17 protein-coding genes are annotated in these 16,902 nt (G+C 70.6%); 3 read left to right on the top strand and 14 right to left on the bottom strand.

Annotated features, from left to right (window positions below):
- Positions 1-16: 16 nt before the first annotated feature.
- Positions 17-1,564 carry a histidine ammonia-lyase gene (hutH, locus tag KBX21_RS08940; RefSeq protein ID WP_049577062.1) on the bottom strand — a complete coding sequence of 516 codons (1,548 nt, stop codon included), beginning with the start codon at positions 1,562-1,564 and terminating at the stop codon, positions 17-19.
- Positions 1,565-1,688: 124 nt separating this feature from the next.
- On the opposite strand from hutH, the gene KBX21_RS08935 reads away from it, so the two are divergent.
- Positions 1,689-2,447, top strand: coding sequence for an IclR family transcriptional regulator (locus KBX21_RS08935; protein WP_049577059.1), 759 nt, complete (start codon positions 1,689-1,691; stop codon positions 2,445-2,447).
- Here KBX21_RS08935 and KBX21_RS08930 read toward each other — a convergent pair.
- Positions 2,428-3,138, bottom strand: a complete 711-nt coding sequence (locus tag KBX21_RS08930; RefSeq protein WP_049577056.1) for a hypothetical protein — start codon at positions 3,136-3,138, stop codon at positions 2,428-2,430. The two genes, KBX21_RS08935 and KBX21_RS08930, sit on opposite strands and share 20 nt — an antisense overlap.
- Positions 3,139-3,263: 125 nt before the next feature.
- Here KBX21_RS08930 and KBX21_RS08925 point away from each other — a divergent pair, with 125 nt between their 5' ends.
- The gene (locus KBX21_RS08925) at positions 3,264-3,524 is read left to right on the top strand and encodes a hypothetical protein (RefSeq protein WP_049577052.1); all 261 of its coding nucleotides are present in this window, start codon (positions 3,264-3,266) and stop codon (positions 3,522-3,524) included.
- Positions 3,525-3,818: 294 nt separating this feature from the next.
- Here KBX21_RS08925 and KBX21_RS08920 read toward each other — a convergent pair whose 3' ends face one another.
- The 10 genes from KBX21_RS08920 to uvrC all read right to left on the bottom strand — a co-directional run bounded on the left by KBX21_RS08920 (position 3,819) and on the right by uvrC (position 14,255).
- Entirely contained in the window at positions 3,819-4,190 is a 372-nt protein-coding gene (locus KBX21_RS08920) for an RNA polymerase-binding protein RbpA (RefSeq protein WP_082206621.1), read from the bottom strand.
- A 78-nt stretch (positions 4,191-4,268) separates the two neighbouring features.
- Positions 4,269-4,505 (bottom strand): preprotein translocase subunit SecG, encoded by a 237-nt coding sequence (gene secG / locus KBX21_RS08915; protein ID WP_017546450.1) that lies wholly within the window; start codon positions 4,503-4,505, stop codon positions 4,269-4,271.
- A 287-nt stretch (positions 4,506-4,792) separates the two neighbouring features.
- On the bottom strand, positions 4,793-5,572 hold the full coding sequence (tpiA, locus tag KBX21_RS08910) for a triose-phosphate isomerase (protein WP_049577044.1): 780 nt from the start codon (positions 5,570-5,572) through the stop codon (positions 4,793-4,795).
- Positions 5,573-5,663: 91 nt separating this feature from the next.
- The gene (gene pgk / locus KBX21_RS08905) at positions 5,664-6,848 is read right to left on the bottom strand and encodes a phosphoglycerate kinase (protein WP_210841611.1); all 1,185 of its coding nucleotides are present in this window, start codon (positions 6,846-6,848) and stop codon (positions 5,664-5,666) included.
- A gap of 127 nt (positions 6,849-6,975) precedes the next feature.
- Complete coding sequence (gene gap / locus KBX21_RS08900; RefSeq protein WP_049577035.1) at positions 6,976-7,980, bottom strand: type I glyceraldehyde-3-phosphate dehydrogenase; 1,005 nt, start codon at positions 7,978-7,980, stop codon at positions 6,976-6,978.
- Positions 7,981-8,306: 326 nt separating this feature from the next.
- Entirely contained in the window at positions 8,307-9,287 is a 981-nt protein-coding gene (gene whiA / locus KBX21_RS08895) for a DNA-binding protein WhiA (protein ID WP_049577030.1), read from the bottom strand.
- A 200-nt stretch (positions 9,288-9,487) separates the two neighbouring features.
- Positions 9,488-9,904 (bottom strand): DUF488 domain-containing protein, encoded by a 417-nt coding sequence (locus tag KBX21_RS08890; protein WP_049577025.1) that lies wholly within the window; start codon positions 9,902-9,904, stop codon positions 9,488-9,490.
- 81 nt (positions 9,905-9,985) lie between these two features.
- Positions 9,986-10,963, bottom strand: a complete 978-nt coding sequence (yvcK, locus tag KBX21_RS08885; protein WP_199776642.1) for a uridine diphosphate-N-acetylglucosamine-binding protein YvcK — start codon at positions 10,961-10,963, stop codon at positions 9,986-9,988.
- A gap of 347 nt (positions 10,964-11,310) precedes the next feature.
- Positions 11,311-12,195, bottom strand: a complete 885-nt coding sequence (gene rapZ / locus KBX21_RS08880; protein ID WP_017546458.1) for an RNase adapter RapZ — start codon at positions 12,193-12,195, stop codon at positions 11,311-11,313.
- Entirely contained in the window at positions 12,192-14,255 is a 2,064-nt protein-coding gene (gene uvrC, locus KBX21_RS08875; RefSeq protein WP_049577020.1) for an excinuclease ABC subunit UvrC, read from the bottom strand. The genes rapZ and uvrC overlap by 4 nt, the downstream gene beginning before the upstream one ends.
- 227 nt (positions 14,256-14,482) lie before the next feature.
- Between uvrC and KBX21_RS08870 the strand changes: the two genes are divergently transcribed.
- On the top strand, positions 14,483-15,592 hold the full coding sequence (locus tag KBX21_RS08870; RefSeq protein WP_082206623.1) for a mechanosensitive ion channel domain-containing protein: 1,110 nt from the start codon (positions 14,483-14,485) through the stop codon (positions 15,590-15,592).
- 68 nt (positions 15,593-15,660) lie between these two features.
- Here the strand turns inward: KBX21_RS08870 and KBX21_RS08865 are convergent, their stop codons facing one another.
- Positions 15,661-16,047, bottom strand: coding sequence for a Rieske (2Fe-2S) protein (locus KBX21_RS08865; RefSeq protein ID WP_049577012.1), 387 nt, complete (start codon positions 16,045-16,047; stop codon positions 15,661-15,663).
- Between the two features lie 106 nt (positions 16,048-16,153).
- Positions 16,154-16,840 (bottom strand): hypothetical protein, encoded by a 687-nt coding sequence (locus KBX21_RS08860; protein ID WP_210841610.1) that lies wholly within the window; start codon positions 16,838-16,840, stop codon positions 16,154-16,156.
- Positions 16,841-16,902: the final 62 nt, after the last annotated feature.

The following is a 16,902-nucleotide window of genomic DNA, read 5'->3' as shown; positions in this document are numbered from 1 at the left end:
TGGTCTCCTCAGGGGGCTAGGCGAGCGGGGTGACGGTCTCAGCGGCCTCGACGATCGAGCCGTCGGCGACCAGGGCGGCCACGGCGGCGATCTCGGGGGCCAGGTAGCGGTCGGGGCCGGGACCGGCGACCCTTTCGCGCACGGCGCGCAGGACCGCGCCGGTGGCGGGACCGGGCTCCAGCGGGGAGCGCAGGTCGAGGGCGCGTGCGGCGGTGAGCAGCTCCACGGCCAGCACGTTGGTGAGTCCGTCCACTGCGCGGCGCAGCTTGCGGGCGGCGGCCCAGCCCATGGACACGTGGTCCTCCTGCATGGCCGAGCTGGGGATGGAGTCGACGCTGGCGGGCACGGCCAGGCGCTTGAGTTCGGAGACGATGGCGGCCTGGGTGTACTGGGCGATCATGTGGCCCGAGTCCACTCCGGGGTCGTCGGCGAGGAAGGCCGGAAGGCCGTGTGAGCGGGAGACGTCGAGCATACGGTCCGTGCGGCGTTCGGCGATCGAGGCCGTGTCGGCCACGGCCACGGCCAGGAAGTCCAGCACGTAGGCGACCGGCGCCCCATGGAAGTTGCCGTTGGACTCCACCCGGCCGTCGTCGAGCACGACGGGGTTGTCGATGACGCTGTCCAGCTCGCGTCCGGCCACGAGCAGGGCGTGGGCGAGGGTGTCGCGGGCGGCTCCGGCCACCTGCGGGGCGCAGCGCAGCGAGTAGGCGTCCTGGACCCGGTTGCAGTCCGGACCGCGGTGGGAGGCGACGATCGGCGAGTCCGCGAGCATCGCGCGCAGGTTCGAGGCCGAGGCGGCCTGACCCGGGTGCGGACGCAGTCTCTGGAGCTCCTCGGAGAAGACCCGGTCGGTGCCGAGCAGGGCCTCGACGCTCATGGCGGCGGTGACGTCGGCGACCTTGAGCAGGCGCTCCAGGTCCATGCAGGCGATGGCCAGCATGCCGAGCATGCCGTCCGTGCCGTTGATGAGGGCCAGGCCCTCCTTGGCGCCGAGTTCCACGGGCGCGATGCCCGCCGCGGCCAGGGCGTCCGCGGCCTCCCGGAGCTCACCGTCGGCGTCACGGACCCGGCCCTCACCCATCAGGGCCAGGGCGACGTGGGACAGCGGCGCCAGGTCACCGGAACAGCCCAGGCTGCCGTACTCGTGGACCACGGGGGTGATCCCGGCGTTGAGCAGCGCGGCGAGGGTCTCGACGGTGACGACCTCGACCCCGGTGTTGCCCGAGGCGAGCGTGCGCAGGCGCAGCAGCATCAGCGAGCGCACGACCTCGCGCTCCACCTCGGGTCCGGCCCCGGCGGCGTGCGATCGGATGAGGGAGCGCTGGAGGCGGGCGCGCAGGTCGGGGGCGATGTGCCGGGTGGCCAGCGCACCGAACCCGGTGCTGACACCGTAGGCGGGGACCTCGCCCCGGGCGAGCGCCTCGACCCGCTCGCGGCCGTGGCTGACGGCCTTGCGGGTCTCCTCGGTGAGAACGACGTGGGCGCCCTCACGGGCGACGGAGAGGACCTGGGCCGGGGTGAGCGGTGCACCGCCGACGGGAACGGAAGGAACGGCTGTGGACATGCCCCCATTCGACCGTGTCCGGAGGCCCGCCGAAAGCGCCAACACGACGGAACCGTCCGAGATCCCAGACACCCGTCCCGCCAGCCGTTAAGGGCAGCACTTCACGCCGTGGGACCATCGGGGCATGAGTGTTGTTCCGGCTGCCACGCGCGCGCTGCGGCTGCTGCGCTTCCTGGCCTCGCGGCCGGGGCCGGTGTCGGCCACGGCGATCGCCACCGGGCTCGGCCTGCCCCGCTCGAGCGTCTACCAGCTGTTGGAGGCGATGGCCGAGGAGGGGTTCGTGACCCACCTGCCCGAGGAGCGGCGGTGGGGTCTGGGGGTCGCGGCCTTCGAGATCGGCTCCGCCTACCTCCGCCACGACGGCGTCGAGCGGCTGGCCCGGCCCCTGTTGCACCAGCTCACCGAGACCACCGGGGCGACCGCGCACCTGGGTGTGCTGCACGGCGCGGACACTCTGTACCTGCTCAAGGAACAGCCGCCGCACGCCCCCACGCTGATCACCGGAGTCGGGGTGCGCCTGCCCGCACACCTGACGGCGTCGGGGCGGGCGATGCTGGCCCGTCTCCCCCGCGCCCAGGTTCGGGCGCTGTACCCGGACACGGCGGCCTTCACCGACCGCACCGGACGCGGGCCCACCACCCCGGGGGAACTGCGGGACCTCCTGACCGAGGAGCGCCAGCAGGGGTGGTCGATCGAGAGCGGTCAGGTCACCGAGGGGTTCCTCTCGGTGGCGGCGGCCGCCTCGGACCACAACGGTCGCCCGGCGGCGGCGATCAGCCTGACCGTTCCGGTGGCACGGCCGGTCACTCCCCGGGCCCTGGCCGGGCGCGTACGGGACGCGGCCGGTGAACTCACCCGCAGGCTCAGCGGGCGCTCCGGCTAGCGCGGCGCTCGCGCAGCGGGGGCGTTCGCTCCACGATCGAGGGCAGGGGCGCGGTGCGCTCCACCATCTTCAGGATGTGCTCCTTGCGGTCGCGCGGCACCTGCACGTAGAACTGCGTGGCGGCCTCGGCGTCGACCTCCAGGTCCAGGCTCTCGGGGGTCTCGGCCCAGCTGGGCAGTTCGGGGTCGGTGCGGTGGGTGTCCAGCGCGAACTCGATGAAGTAGGTGACCCTGCGCCCGCCGGTGTGTACCTCGCGGATGCGGCGGATCTCCGACCAGGCGATGAAGGTGCCCTCGCCGGGGAACCACCACTTGCGTTCCTGGAGCACGGTGACGCCGTCACTGTCGGCGCTGATGCCCTGGCGGGTGATGCGCTGGGGCAGCCCGCGCACGAGGAAGACGTTGCTGCCGGGGCCGATGAAGAACATGACCAGCGCCGCGAACGCCCACAGCGAGACGGAGCTGACCGTGGTCTCCTCGCGCATGACGTGCCAGAGCATGGAGCCCACCACCACCACGAACCCCAGGGTGAGTCCGCCGGAGAAGTAGGCCGCAGTCATCCACATGCGCGTGTTGGGGCCGCGCAGACTGACGTAGCGGCGCAGGTGGGACACGCTCGCGGGCGACTGGGTCAGGTCCGAGGGGACACCCCGTGTCTCAGGGGGGACGTCCGGTGGTTCGGGGGAGGCCATACCCCCCATTCTTCCAAGCTTCCAAGGTGCTTGGTGCGGCGCCTCACCCCACTTTCCCGTCCATGTGCGGCCAATCCCGGCGAACGCCTGATCTCCGCCCCTCCCCGGCGCTACAGTCCTGTCCCATGAGGCGGAGCACACGAGAGTACGAGACCGCGCTCCTGGTGGACGGGGAGGTCCTGGTCATCGAGGGGATCCTCTACCGGGGGCGGACCATGCTCGACGAGGAGGGGACGGAGCGCTTCGCGCCGTTGGAGCGCTGGGCCACGACCGTGGCCGAGAGCCTTGGCGGGCCGGTGACCTGGAGGGCCGAGGCCAAGAACGAGCCCGAGTCCCGTGGCACCGTGTGGCCCGGGGAGGCGCTTCAGAACCGCCTGGCGCTCTGAGCTCCGCACTTGGCGCACTGGAACTTGCGGTCGTCGCCGAGAATCCAGTCGTGGTCTCCGCCGGTGGGGCACGCTGACATCGACACCAACTCCTCAGGAAGGGGGCTTCGGGGGTGTGTGTCGGTCATCGTAATTCCCACCAGCCACATCAGTCTCCGGAATGAGAAGATATGTCATTCCCTCATGTCTGAAGTGTGACTCCCAGACATACGTCGGGGCCCGTCAGCGGTCCTGTGACCGGTGGCGGGCCCCGACGGAACCTGTGCGGCTGGGACAACGGCCAGCCGAGGGACTCTAGTTCTGGGAGGCCTTCATGTGGGCCTCGACCGCGGCGCGGTCGGCGCGGAGTTTGGCAAGCGCCTCGTCGAGGATGAGCTTGCCCTCCTCCTCGCTGCGCCGCTCCTTCACGTACGCCAGGTGGGTCTTGTACGGCTCGGTGCGCGGCGGCGACGGCGGGTTGGCCTTGTCCTTGCCCGAGGGGAAGCCGCAGCGCGGGCAGTCCCACTCGTCGGGAACGGCGGCCTCGCTGGCGAAGCTGGGAATGACCTCGTGCAGGTTCGCACAGTAGAACGGGACCCGGACGCGGGGAGCGGCCTCGCCCCGCTCCGCCTCGCCCATAGGGCCAGCTCCGACTCGGCTGCCACGGATGGCGCTGCCACTACCCACGAAAAACTCCTTCAGCGAACTCGCTGCCTGACTTGGGCGAGATTGTCTTGGACGAGGGGTCTGCGGCCGGTCGGCGCGCTACATTCCCCGGTTGATCAGCAGACCGAGGATGACGATCGTCACGATCCACGTGATCCCGATCCCGATGGTCATCCGGTCGAGGTTGCGCTCGACCACGGACGAACCGCCGAGCGAGGACGTGACACCGCCACCGAACATGTCGGACAGGCCACCGCCCTTCCCCTTGTGCATCAGCACGAGGAGGACCAGCAGCACACTGAGAAGCATCACGAAGATGGACAGACCGAGGATCACACGCTCACCCGTAGCTCGACCCCGCAGCAGGGGGGAATGGACACCTCGATCCCCCTTTTCCCGCCCGGACCAGGACCGACGGGAGGCGTCGGTCCGGAGCGGGTCACGGAAGGAGGAGACCGGGGACGTTTTCGGATTTTACCGTGCCGGTGTCGGCACGGGCGGGGAAACCTCAGGACAGGGGGATCCCCACAGCGAAGTCTAGCCCGAACAGGGCACCCGTCGGGCACCCGGCCCGTCACCCCTGGACGTCGGAGAGTGACGGGCCGGGTCCACGAGACGTTTGGTCAGCCGTTCTCGCCGAAACGGATCACCTTGGCGAATTCGTCGGCCTTCAGGCAGGCACCGCCGACCAGGGCGCCGTCGACGTCGGCCTTGGCCATGATGCCGGGGGCGTTGTCGCCCTTGACCGAACCGCCGTAGAGCACGCGGACCGCGTCGGCCAGCTCGGCGGAGTACAGCTCGGCCAGGCGGACGCGGATCGCGGCGCACACCTCCTGGGCGTCCTCGGGGGTGGCGACCTCGCCGGTGCCGATGGCCCAGACGGGCTCGTAGGCGATGACGATCCGCTCGGCCTGCTCGGCCGGGATCTCCTTGAGGGCGCCGTCCAGCTGGGCGAGGACGTGCTCGACCTGCTGGCCCGCCTTGCGCACCTCGAGGCCCTCGCCCACGCACAGGAGCGGGACGATGTCGTTCTTGTAGGCGGCCTTGACCTTGGCGTTCACCAGGGCGTCGTCCTCGTTGTGGTACTCGCGGCGCTCGGAGTGGCCCACCAGGACGTAGGAGCACTCCAGCTTGGCGAGCATCGAACCGGAGACCTCACCGGTGTAGGCGCCCTTGTCGTGGGCGGAGATGTCCTGCGCGCCGAACCGGATGCGCAGCTTGTCCCCGTCCACCAGCGTCTGCACGCTGCGGATGTCGGTGAACGGCGGCAGGACGACGACCTCGGCGTTGTCGTAGTCCTTGTCGTTCAGGGCGAAGGCCAGCTTCTGGACGAGCGCGATCGCCTCGAAGTGGTTGTTGTTCATCTTCCAGTTGCCCGCGATGAGCGGCTGGCGCTTGGTCATCCTTGACTCACTTCACAATCGTCGGAGAGGGCTTACGTGTGCTGCCCGGGTCACGCGCCACAGCGGAGCGAAGGCGCGGAGCGGAGGGACCTCAGGCGAGGGCGTCGATGCCGGGGAGGTCCTTGCCCTCCAGGTACTCCAGGCTGGCGCCGCCGCCGGTGGAGATGTGACCGAAGGCCGCCTCGTCGAAGCCCAGGGAGCGCACTGCGGCGGCGGAGTCGCCGCCACCGACGACGGTGAGGGCGTCGGAGTCGACGAGGGCCTGGGCCAGGGCCCGCGTTCCGCCCGCGTAGGGGGCCATCTCGAAGACGCCCATCGGACCGTTCCAGAACACGGTCCTGGCGTCGGCCAGCTTCGCGGCGAACAGTTCCTGGCTCTTCGGGCCGATGTCCAGACCCATCCTGTCGGCCGGGATGGCGTCGACGTCCACGTCGGCGTGCGGGGCGTCGGCGGCGAACTTCTCGGCGGCGACGACGTCCACGGGCAGGACGATCTCCACGCCCTCGCGCTCGGCTCGCTCCAGGTAGCCGCGCACGGTGTCGAGCTGGTCGGCCTCCAGCAGGCTGGAGCCGACCTCGTAGCCCTTGGCCTTGAGGAAGGTGAACACCATTCCGCCACCGATGAGCAGGCGGTCGGCGGTGCCCAGGAGGTTGTCGATCACGGCGAGCTTGTCGGAGACCTTGGAGCCGCCCAGCGCCACCACGTAGGGGCGCTCGGGGTTCTCGGTGAGCCGCTTGAGCACCTCGACCTCGGTCAGCACGAGGCCGCCGACGGCGTGCGGGAGCTTGCCGGGCAGGTCGTAGACGCTGGCGTGCCTGCGGTGCACGGCGCCGAAGGCGTCCCCCACGTACAGGTCGGCGAGCTGGGCGAAGCGGTCGGCGAGCTCGCCGCGCTCGGCGTCGTCCTTGCTGGTCTCGCCGGGCTCGAAGCGCACGTTCTCCAGAAGCGCGACCTCTCCGTCCCCGAGGGCGGCGGAGGTGGCGCGGGCGGACTCACCGGCGGTGTCGGCGGCGAAGGCCACCTCGGTGCCGAGCAGCTCGCCGAGCCGGGCGGCGACGGGGCGCAGGGAGTACTGGGGGTCCGGGGCGCCCTTGGGGCGGCCCAGGTGGGCGGCGACGATGACGCGGGCGCCGCGCTCACGAAGCTTCTCGATGGTCGGCAGGGCCGCGCGGATGCGCCCGTCGTCGGTGATGCGGTCACCGTCCAGGGGCACGTTCAGGTCGGCCCGGACGAACACGCGCTTGCCGGAGACGTCGAGTTCGTCGATCGTCCGCATGCTGGTCTCCTCGTTGGGGTGTCGAAGTCTGGGGCTGGAGGGGTGCGCACGCGACGGCACCCCCACCGCGCCGGGGCGGAAGGGGTGCCGGGTCACACGTGCGCGGCCACGGGTCAGGACCCGTTGGTCACAGGTTGGAGCCGACCAGCTTGGCCAGGTCGGCCAGGCGGTTGGAGTAGCCCCACTCGTTGTCGTACCAGCCCAGGATCTTGACCTGGTTGCCGGCGACCATGGTCATCCCGGCGTCCAGGGTGCAGGAGGGCGAGGTGCCGACGATGTCGGAGGAGACGATCTCGTCCTCGGTGTAGACCAGGACGTCCTTGAGCGGGCCCTCGGCCGCGGCCTTGAACGCGGCGTTGACCTCGTCCTTGGTGACCTCACGGTCCACGGTGACGACCAGGTCGGTGGCGGAGCCGTCCGGCACGGGGACGCGCATGGCCATGCCGTCCAGCTTGCCCGCGAGCTCGGGGATGACCAGGGCGGTGGCCTTGGCGGCACCCGTGCTGGTCGGGATGATGTTCTGCGCGGCGGCGCGGGCCCGACGCAGGTCCTTGTGCGGGAAGTCCAGGATGACCTGGTCGTTCGTGTACGCGTGGACCGTGGTCATGAAGCCCTGCTGGACACCGAAGTTGTCCTTGAGCACCTTCGCCATGGGCGCCACGCAGTTGGTGGTGCAGGAGGCGTTGGAGATGATGTCGTGGTTGGCGGCGTCGTACTTGTCGTCGTTGACGCCCATCACGATGGTGATGTCCTCGCCCTTGGCCGGGGCGGAGATGATGACCTTCTTGGCGCCGGCACTGATGTGCTTGCGGGCGTCCTCGGCCTTGGTGAAGATACCGGTGGACTCGACGACGACGTCGACGTTCAGCTCGCCCCAGGGCAGCTGGGCCGGGTCGCGCTGGGCCAGAACCTTGATGTTCTTGTCGCCGACGCGGATGAAGTCGTCACCGGCCTCGACGTCGCCCTCGAGGGTGCCAAGCACGGTGTCGTACTTGAGCAGGTGCGCGAGCGTCTTGGTGTCGGTGAGGTCGTTGACCGCGACGATTTCGATGTCGCTGCCGCCAGCGGCGACCGCGCGCCAGAAGTTGCGGCCGATCCGACCGAAGCCGTTGACGCCTACACGGATGGTCACGGAACCAATCTCCTCATATGTCGCACAGCAGTTTCACCCGAGCGTGTGGCTGTTCCGGGGCACCGGACCCATGGGGTCGGCGCGACCGTGTTGAACAGCGTGAACGCGTAACAGGTGTTCACAAAGAGCCTATCGGAGTGTCGGCGGGGGCCGTTCTCACCCCCGACCGGCGACCCGTCGTCCCCTCGCGGATTCGCGACCATCCTGGCACCGCAAAGCTGAGAGGTCTATACCATTTTCGGAAGTTATCCGGGAGTTTTCCCAGTTAACAAAGCCGAACATCGGTGTGACGGTCGTGTTCCGGCGTGATCGTGCCCCTCGACCGGTCAGGGAACCATCATGTCGGGAGTGAGGTTCGCCTCTGTGCCCTCGATGCCCAGGTCACTGGCCCGCTTGTCGGCCATCGCGAGCAGCCTCCGTATGCGCCCGGCGATGGCGTCCTTGGTCAGGGGTGGGACCGAGAGCTGTCCCAGCTCCTCCAGGGAGGCCTGCTTGTGGGCCAGCCGCAGCTGACCGGCTGCAACCAGGTGCTTGGGGGCTTCCTCCCCCAGGATCTCCAGGGCCCGCTCCACCCGCGCACCCGCCGCGACCGCGGCCCGGGCGCTGCGCCGCAGGTTGGCGTCGTCGAAGTTGGCGAGCCGGTTCGCGGTGGCACGCACCTCCCGGCGCATCCGGCGCTCCTCCCAGGCCAGGACGCTCTGGTGGGCGCCCAACAGGGTCAGCAGCGCGCCGATGGAGTCACCGTCGCGCACCACCACCCGGTCCACACCGCGCACCTCGCGGGCCTTGGCGTGCACCTTGAGCCGACGGGCCGCGCCGACCAGCGCCAGCGCCGCCTCCGGACCGGGGCAGGTGACCTCCAGCGACATGGACCGGCCCGGCTCGGTCAGGGAGCCGTGTGCGATGAAGGCGCCACGCCAGGCGGACTCGGAGTCGCAGGCCCCGCCCGCCACCACGTGACGGGGCAGGCCGCGCACCGGGCGGCCGTTGTTGTCGACCAGACCGGTCTGGCGGGCCAGGGACTCGCCGTCCTTGATCACCCGCACCACGTACCGGTTGCCCTTGCGCAGCCCGCTCGGGGACAGCACGACCACCTCGGACTCGTGCCCGAAGACCTCCGAGATGTCCTTGCGCAGCCGCCGTGCGGCCGCGCCCGTGTCGAGTTCGGCCTCGATCACGATCCGGCCGCCCACGAGGTGCAGGCCACCGGTGAACCGCAGGATGGTGGACACCTCCGCCTTGCGGCAGCATGGCTTGAGGATCGCCAGTCGGCTCAGCTCATCCTTCACCACGCCGGTCATCGCCATCGCTGCGATCCTCCCCTTGAACTGGCAGAACACCGGCGCCGCACACCCGGGCGCCGGGGTGCCGCCAAGGGGTCACCCCTGGGCGGCTTTCTCGGTGCAGACTACGTGACGCGCGCCTTTACGCCGACCCCCGCACGGCGTGTCGCACTTCCTCAACCCCAGCTCACAGGCGGCGTGTCGCCCTTCGTGACGGTGTGCGGTCAATTGCTCCCCGCCCCCGTGGAGGGGTCCAGGAGCGACTCCAGGTGGTCCCTCAACACGACGGCGTGGTTGTGCTCGGTGTCCTTGGCCGCGTACAGGAGTGTGACGGGCCCCTTCCGGGCCGCGTCGAGGAGGGGTTCCAGGACCTCCGGGTGGGCCTTGAGTTCGGCCCGGTAGCGGCGGGCGAACTCGTCGAAGCGGCCCGGGTCGTGCCCGAACCAGGTGCGCAGGTGGGGGCTGGGCGCGGCGTCCTTGACCCACTCGTCCCCGGCGACCGCGCTCTTGCTCACCCCTCGGGGCCAGAGGCGGTCCACGAGGAACCTGGGCCCGGGCGGGGGTTCCTCCCCCTGCCCGGGGTGCTCCTCGGCGCGGACCTCGTCATAGACGCGTTCCAGGTGAATGCGGTGATCAGCCATGCGACCACCCTTCCCCGTCCCCGGTCACGGGGACCCCAGCACGGCACCAACAACACGGGCGGCCGTACTCGCGCGTGCGGGTCAGACCTCCAGGACGTGCTCCAGGGCGGCGGCCAGCTTGTCGGCGTCGTGGCGCGGAGAGCCGTCCCCCCGGCTCAGGTCGGCCAGTTCGAGCCGCCCGCCGAGCTGGTGGGCGGCGGACAGGAGCGGGCCGACCTCCTCCACCGTTCCGGTGTCGGCGAGCACCACGTCCACGCCCAGCTTGGGCGCGTGCTCGTGCAGCACCTCGAGGTAGGTCTCGGGACGGAAGTCGTCGGTCTCCCCCTGCTGCGGCAACAGGTTGAGCACCACCAGCCGCTTGGCCCGAGTGGTGACCAGGGCGTGGGCCAGCTCCGGGACCAGCAGGTGCGGCAGCACGCTGGTGAACCAGGAACCGGGACCGAAGACCACCCAGTCGGCCTCCCGTACGGCCTTGACCGCCTGCGGGCTGGCCGGGGGGTCCTCGGGGATCAACGAGATGGAGCGCACCCGGCCGCTGGTGCTGGCGCACGCCACCTGCCCGCGCACCGTGGTGAGCGCGTCGGGTTTGTCGGGGTCGATCCCGGACACCTCCGCGGAGATCTCCAGCGGGACCGACGACATCGGCAGGACCCGGCCGTGGGCGCCCAGCAGCTGCCCCACCCAGTCCAGACCCGCCACCGAGTCACCGAGCAGTTCCCAGAGAGCGACGATCAGCAGGTTGCCGACCGCGTGGCCGTGCAGGTCCCCCTCCGAGCGGAAGCGGTGCTGGAGCACCTGGCTCCAGGTGTGCCCCCACTCGTCGTCCCCGCACAGCGCGGCCAGGGCCATTCTCAGGTCCCCGGGCGGCAACACGCCCAGTTCCTCGCGCAGACGGCCGCTGGAGCCGCCGTCGTCGGCGACCGTCACGATGGCGGTGACGTCCGTGGTCACCCTGCGCAGCGCCGACAGGGAGGCGTACAGGCCGTGCCCGCCCCCCAGCGCGACCACCCGGGGTGGCCGTGAGGCGTCGTCCCCGTCCGGAGCGGTGCTGTTCGACATGCCTTTGGCCTGCCCCCTCGTCCCGTGTCCGGCGGACGCGTCGGCCCGCCCCGGAGTGGGGGCGTGCGAACGGCCGGCCCACGCCCCCGGCCCGCCGTGTCCCGGCCCCTTCGCGGACCGGCACCAACAATGACCGGGCCAATGTAAGGGAAGACGCCATTATTGGCGATTCGGTTCACCCGAGGGCCGGGCGCGTGTCGGTGGGGACCAGGATGTCAGTGGGACGCGCGTCCACCTGTGAGCGGCCGGAGCACGAGCGTGTCGGTGCCGTGGTCACACCGGATCGGTGACCGGGACGGCTCGGGGGCCCGGGGGCGCGAGCCCCCGGGTCACGCCTCGAACGCGTGTCACTCCCGGCCCACGTCCCGGTGGACCACGTGCACGTCCACGCCCTGCGCGCGCAGCCGGTCGCCGAACTGCTCCGCCATGGCCACGCTGCGGTGCTTGCCGCCGGTACAGCCCACCGCGAGGGTCATGTAGTGCTTGCCCTCGCGCTGGTAACCGGCGATGGTCAGCTTCAGGACCTCCGAGTACGCCTCCAGCATCTCCTGGGCGCCGTCCTGCGAGAGGACGTAGTCCCGGACCGGCTCGTCGCGGCCGTTCATCGGCCTGAGCTCGGGCACCCAGTGGGGGTTGGGCAGGAACCGGCAGTCCAGGACGAGGTCGGCGTCGACCGGAAGGCCGTGCTTGAAGCCGAAGGAGACCACGTTGGCGCGCGGGCGCACCTCGTCGCTCTCTCCGAAGAACCCGATCACCCGCGCCTTGAGCTGGTGCACGTTGAGCTGCGAGGTGTCGATGACCAGGTCGGCCTCGCCCCGGATGGCGCGCAGGGTCTCGCGCTCACGGGCGATGCCGTCGGTCAGGCGGCCGTCACCCTGGAGGGGGTGGGGTCGGCGGACCCCCTCGAAGCGGCGCACCAGGGCGTCGTCCCCGGCCTCCAGGTACAGCACCCGCGCGGTGATGTCGCGCTTGCGCAGCTCCTCCACCGTGGACAGCAGGTCCTCTGTGAAAGCGAGTGAACGCACGTCCACCACCACCGCGACCCGGGGGACCGCCCCGTGGGTGCGGCCGGCGAGCTCGATCATCGTCGGCAGAAGGCCCGGTGGCAGGTTGTCCACCACGAACCAGTCCAGGTCCTCCAGGGCCCTGGCCGCCGTGCTGCGACCCGCCCCGGACATCCCGGTGACGATGACCACCTCGGGCGGAAGCTCCCCACCCAGTTCGACCGTCATGTGTCTCCTCCCCCGTCTGTGCCTTGCCTTGCCGTCGCCCCGTCACCCTCCCCATCCCTCCGGCCGGGGCCACCGGACAGATGTGCGTGCACGGACTCGGCCAGTTTGGGGCCGATCCCGGGCACCTCCGCGATCTCCTCGACGCTCGCCGAGGCGAGTCTGCGCACCGAACCGAACTCCTTGATGAGGGCTGTCCTGCGCGCCGGGCCCAGCCCCGGGAGTTCGTCCAGACTGCTCCCGGTGAGTGCCTTGGCGCGTTTTTGCCGGTGGTACTGGATGGCGAAGCGGTGGGCCTCGTCGCGGACGCGCTGGAGGAGGTAGAGGCCCTCGCCGGTGCGCGGGAGGATCACCGGATCCTCGTCGTCGGGCAGCCACACCTCTTCCAGGCGCTTGGCCAGACCGCAGACCGCCACGTCCTCGATCCCGAGTTCGTCCAGCGCGCGCCGCGCCGCCTCCGCCTGCGGCCGGGCACCGTCCACCACCACCAGGTTAGGCGGGTAGGCGAACTTGCCGGGCGTGGGCTCCTCGGACGCTCCGCTGCCGCCCGTCACCTCGTGCGCCTCCGGGCCGCCGTTGCCCGCGTGGTCCTCGGAGCCGCCCATGCGGGCCACCTCACCCGCGCGTGAACTCTCCTCCAGGTAGCGGCGGAACCGGCGTTTGACCACCTCGTACATGGCGGCCACGTCGTGCTGCTCCGCTCCCCCGACCCCGCTGCCGCGCACGGAGAAGCGCCGGTACTCGGACTTGCGGGCCAGGCCGTCCTCGAAGACCACCATCGACGCCACCACGTGCTCGCCCTGGAGGTTGGAGATGTCGAAGCACTCGATGCGCAGCGGCGCCTCGGTCAGGTCCAGCGCCTCCTGGATCTCGTTGAGGGCGCGGCTCCGGGTGCTCAGGTCCCCGGCGCGGTGGGTCTTGTGCCGCGCCAGCGCCTCGCGGGCGTTCTTGTCCACCGTCTCCATGAGGGACTTCTTGTCACCTCGCTGGGGCACGCGCAGGTCCACCGCCGAGCCCCGGTGCTCGGACAGCCAGCTCGCCACGGCGTCGGGGTCGTCGGGCTCGTGGGAGACCAGGACCTCACGCGGGATCGACGTGCCGGTGCCCTCGGTCTCCTCGGCTCCGTCCAGCGCGCCGTAGAGCTGGCGCAGGAAGGTCTGCATGAGTTCCCCGGGGTTGGCGTCGGTCACCTTGTCCACCACATAGCCGCGCTGGCCGCGGATCCGGCCGCCCCGGACGTGGAAGATCTGGACCGCCGCCTCCAGGGGGTCGTCGGCCATGGCGATGACGTCGCAGTCGGTGGAGTCGGGCAGCACGACGGCCTGCTTCTCCAGGGCGGCGCGCAGGGCCTCGATGTCGTCGCGGATGCGCGCGGCCCGCTCGTACTCCATCTCCTGGGCCGCCTCGGTCATGCGGCCCTCCAGCTGGCGGATGAAGCGCCCCGTGTCCCCGGCCAGGAACGAGCAGAAGTCCTCCGCCAGCTCGCGGTGCTCCTCGGGGCTGGCGCGGCCCACGCAGGGCGCCACGCACTTGCCGATGTAGCCGAGCAGGCAGGGGCGGCCGCTGTTGCGGGCCCCTCGGAAGACCCCGGCCGAGCAGGTGCGCACCGGGAAGACCCGCAGCAGCAGGTCGACGGTCTCGCGGATGGCCCAGGCGTGCGAGTAGGGGCCGAAGTAGCGCACGCCCCGGCGCTTGGCCCCCCGCATCACCTGTACCCGCGGAAACTCCTCGTTGAGGGTCACCGCCAGGTAGGGGTAGCTCTTGTCGTCGCGGTACTTGACGTTGAATCGCGGGTCGTACTGCTTGATCCAGGAGTACTCCAGCTGGAGGGCCTCGACCTCGGTGCCGACGATCGTCCAGTCGACGTCGGCCGCGGTGGAGACCATCTGCTGGGTACGGGGGTGCAGTCCGGCGAAGTCCCGGAAGTAGGAGGACAGCCGCGATCGCAGGTTCTTGGCCTTGCCCACGTAGATGACCCGTCCGGAGGCGTCCCGGAATCGGTAGACACCGGGCTCGGTCGGGATGGAACCGGGGGCGGGGCGCAGGTGAGGAGTCGCAGCCATACCCCCATTCTGGTCGCTCCCGGGGACAGACGGCCACCTGTCCGTGCGGAGCGCCCCCGTGGAGCGGGTCACTCCAGCAGGATCAGTCCAAGCAAACGTCACGATTGGATATCTGCATGGTCTAGGTTGGGCGGGTACAGCCGAACTTCCCGACATGAACGACAGGGGGGCACTTCGTCGTGAATCCGTCCCAATGGATCGCGATCGGCGTCACCGTCGCGGTCTCGATGGCCCTGGTCTTCGTACTCCAGTGGCTGCTCAACCACAAGTTGGGCAAGGTCTGGCCGATGGCCCGCTACGTGGTCTCGCGCTCGGCGGTCACCGCGTACACCGCGGCGGCGGTCGCCGGTGCCAACCTGGCGCTCCCCAGCCGGGGGGACGTGCCCTGGAGCACGTTCCAGACCATCGACCACGCGATGACGATCCTGATGATCGGTACCCTGACCGCTCTGGGTATCAGCCTGGCCTACGCGGCCACGGACATGGTCCTGGAGCGGCTCTCGGCGCGCAACGGCGACGCCGACCGCCGTGCCCGCCGTCTCCAGACCCAGGTGCGCCTCCTGCGCCGGGTGATCACCTCGGTCATCGTGATCCTCGCCATCGCGTCGATCCTGTTCACCTTCCCCGAGGTCCAGGCACTCGGAGCCGGGCTCCTGGCATCGGCCGGTGTGATCGGCATCGTCGCCGGTGTCGCCGCCCAGTCGACCCTGGGCAACCTCTTCGCCGGGCTCCAGCTGGCCTTCAGCGACGCCCTGCGTATCGGCGACGTCGTGGTGGTCGAGGGCGAGTGGGGCCGCGTCGAGGAGCTCAGCCTCGTCAACGTCACCATCAAGATCTGGGACGAGCGCCGCCTGGTGGTCCCCGTCGCCAACTTCACCACCACCAGCTTCGAGAACTGGACCAAGTCCGGGACCAACATCACCGCCAAGGTCCAGCTCCCCCTGGACTGGGAGGTGCCCATCGGCGACCTGCGCGAGGAGACCGGCCGCCTGATCACCGCGAGCAGGTTCTGGGACGGGCGCAGCTGGTCCTGCCAGGTCGTGGACATCACCGAAACCGGTGAGGTCATGGTCCGGGTGGTCGCCACCGCCTCCGACACCGGCAACCAGTGGAACATCGCCTGCGAGATCCGTGAGCACCTGATCACCTGGCTGGCCACCAACTACCCCGAGTCCCTCCCGCGCAAGCGCACGGAGTTCGTCGGCGGCGCGGACGACGAGTCCGGCTACGCCGCGCGCTTCCCGACGTCGGCCTTCCGTCGGACGGCCGCCGCCTCCGGCGCCGTCCACGACAGCGGCAACGGTTCGGCGCAGTCCGGCAACCCCGAAGAGGTCTGACCCGCCCGAGCAACGACGGAGCCCCACCGGAACACTGTCCGGTGGGGCTCCGTCGTGTGTGACCCCGGTCAGTCGAGGATGATGTCGGTCCCGTCGATGGTGACGGTGAACTCCTCCAGGGGTTCCTGGGCCGGTCCGGTCACGACCTCACCCGAGACGATGTCGAACTCGCTGCCGTGGCACAGGCAGCGGATGACCTCGTCCTCCACCTCCTGGACCGTGCAGCCGCCGTGGGTGCAGGCCGCGCTGAAGGCCCTGTACCGGCCCTCCTCGGGCTGGGTCACCACCAGCTTGCTGTGGCTGAACACCGCCCCGCCGCCCTCGGGGACGTCGGAGGTCTGACCGACCACGTGGCCCCGGCGCACCTCCTGTGGGTTGGGAGGCTCACCGCAGGCGCTCACGGCGGTCACGGCGGCCGCCGCCCCCGCCGTTCCGAGCAGACGACGCCTGCTCAACCCGCACCCGCATGTCCTCGTTCCAGCCACGACCGAACGCTCCTCACCTGCGCCTGAATTCCACTACGAATCGTAGTAGGTCGGGTCGGGTGCCGTGCACCGCCCCCTACTCGGAACGCCAGTGGTCCTGCCCCTGCGGCGGGCCCTCCGGCGGGTAGGCGCGCGTGTGACCACCTGCCACCGGCGGGGGCGGCGGGTAGGCGCCGGGGGCGGCCTGCGGCGGCGGGTAGGCGGCGTGAGGCGGCGGCCCGTACCCCCCGGGTGTGTGGTGGCCCGGCTGGCCGTAGTAGGGCTGGGGGTGGTGGGGCTGGGGGTGGTGAGGCTCTGAGTGGTGGGGGTGGAGGGGCTCGTGGCCGGGGTCCGACTCGTCCCCGGGCCAGAACAGGGCGGTCGCCTCGGCGCTCACGATCACCGCCGGGGAACGCCCGAACTGCGCCACCCGAACGCGAACCCGCCGCCCGGGCTCCAGGAGATCCTTCCAGGAGTAGGTGAAGTGCGCCCTGCCACCCACGTGCGCCGGGCTGTCGATCGGCCGGTCCCTGGCCACGACCCACTCGTCCCCGGTCCTGACGTACTCGCTGGCACGCAACTGCACCTCGGCCCCCGGGTCGACCCCTTCCAGGACCACGCCCACGGACAGGTCGTACAGGGCGCCCCGGGGTTCGCCCTGGCCGACCAGGGAGTAGAACCGGCCCCTCTCTCCACGCTCGTCGACGTCGAACCTCAGGCTGCGCCAGTCACCCGGGAGAAGCTTCTGCGGTTCGGTCTTGTGGAAGGTGCGGTGTAGAGGCACGTCGCCCTCTCATGCTCGTGAGAACGCGGCGGCGAAGCGGGCTCAGCTCAGGGAGCTGACCG

It is taken from the genome of Nocardiopsis sp. B62 (genome assembly GCF_018070675.1).
GTDB lineage: Bacteria > Actinomycetota > Actinomycetes > Streptosporangiales > Streptosporangiaceae > Nocardiopsis > Nocardiopsis prasina.
This window is presented reverse-complemented; position numbering and strand designations above follow the sequence as displayed.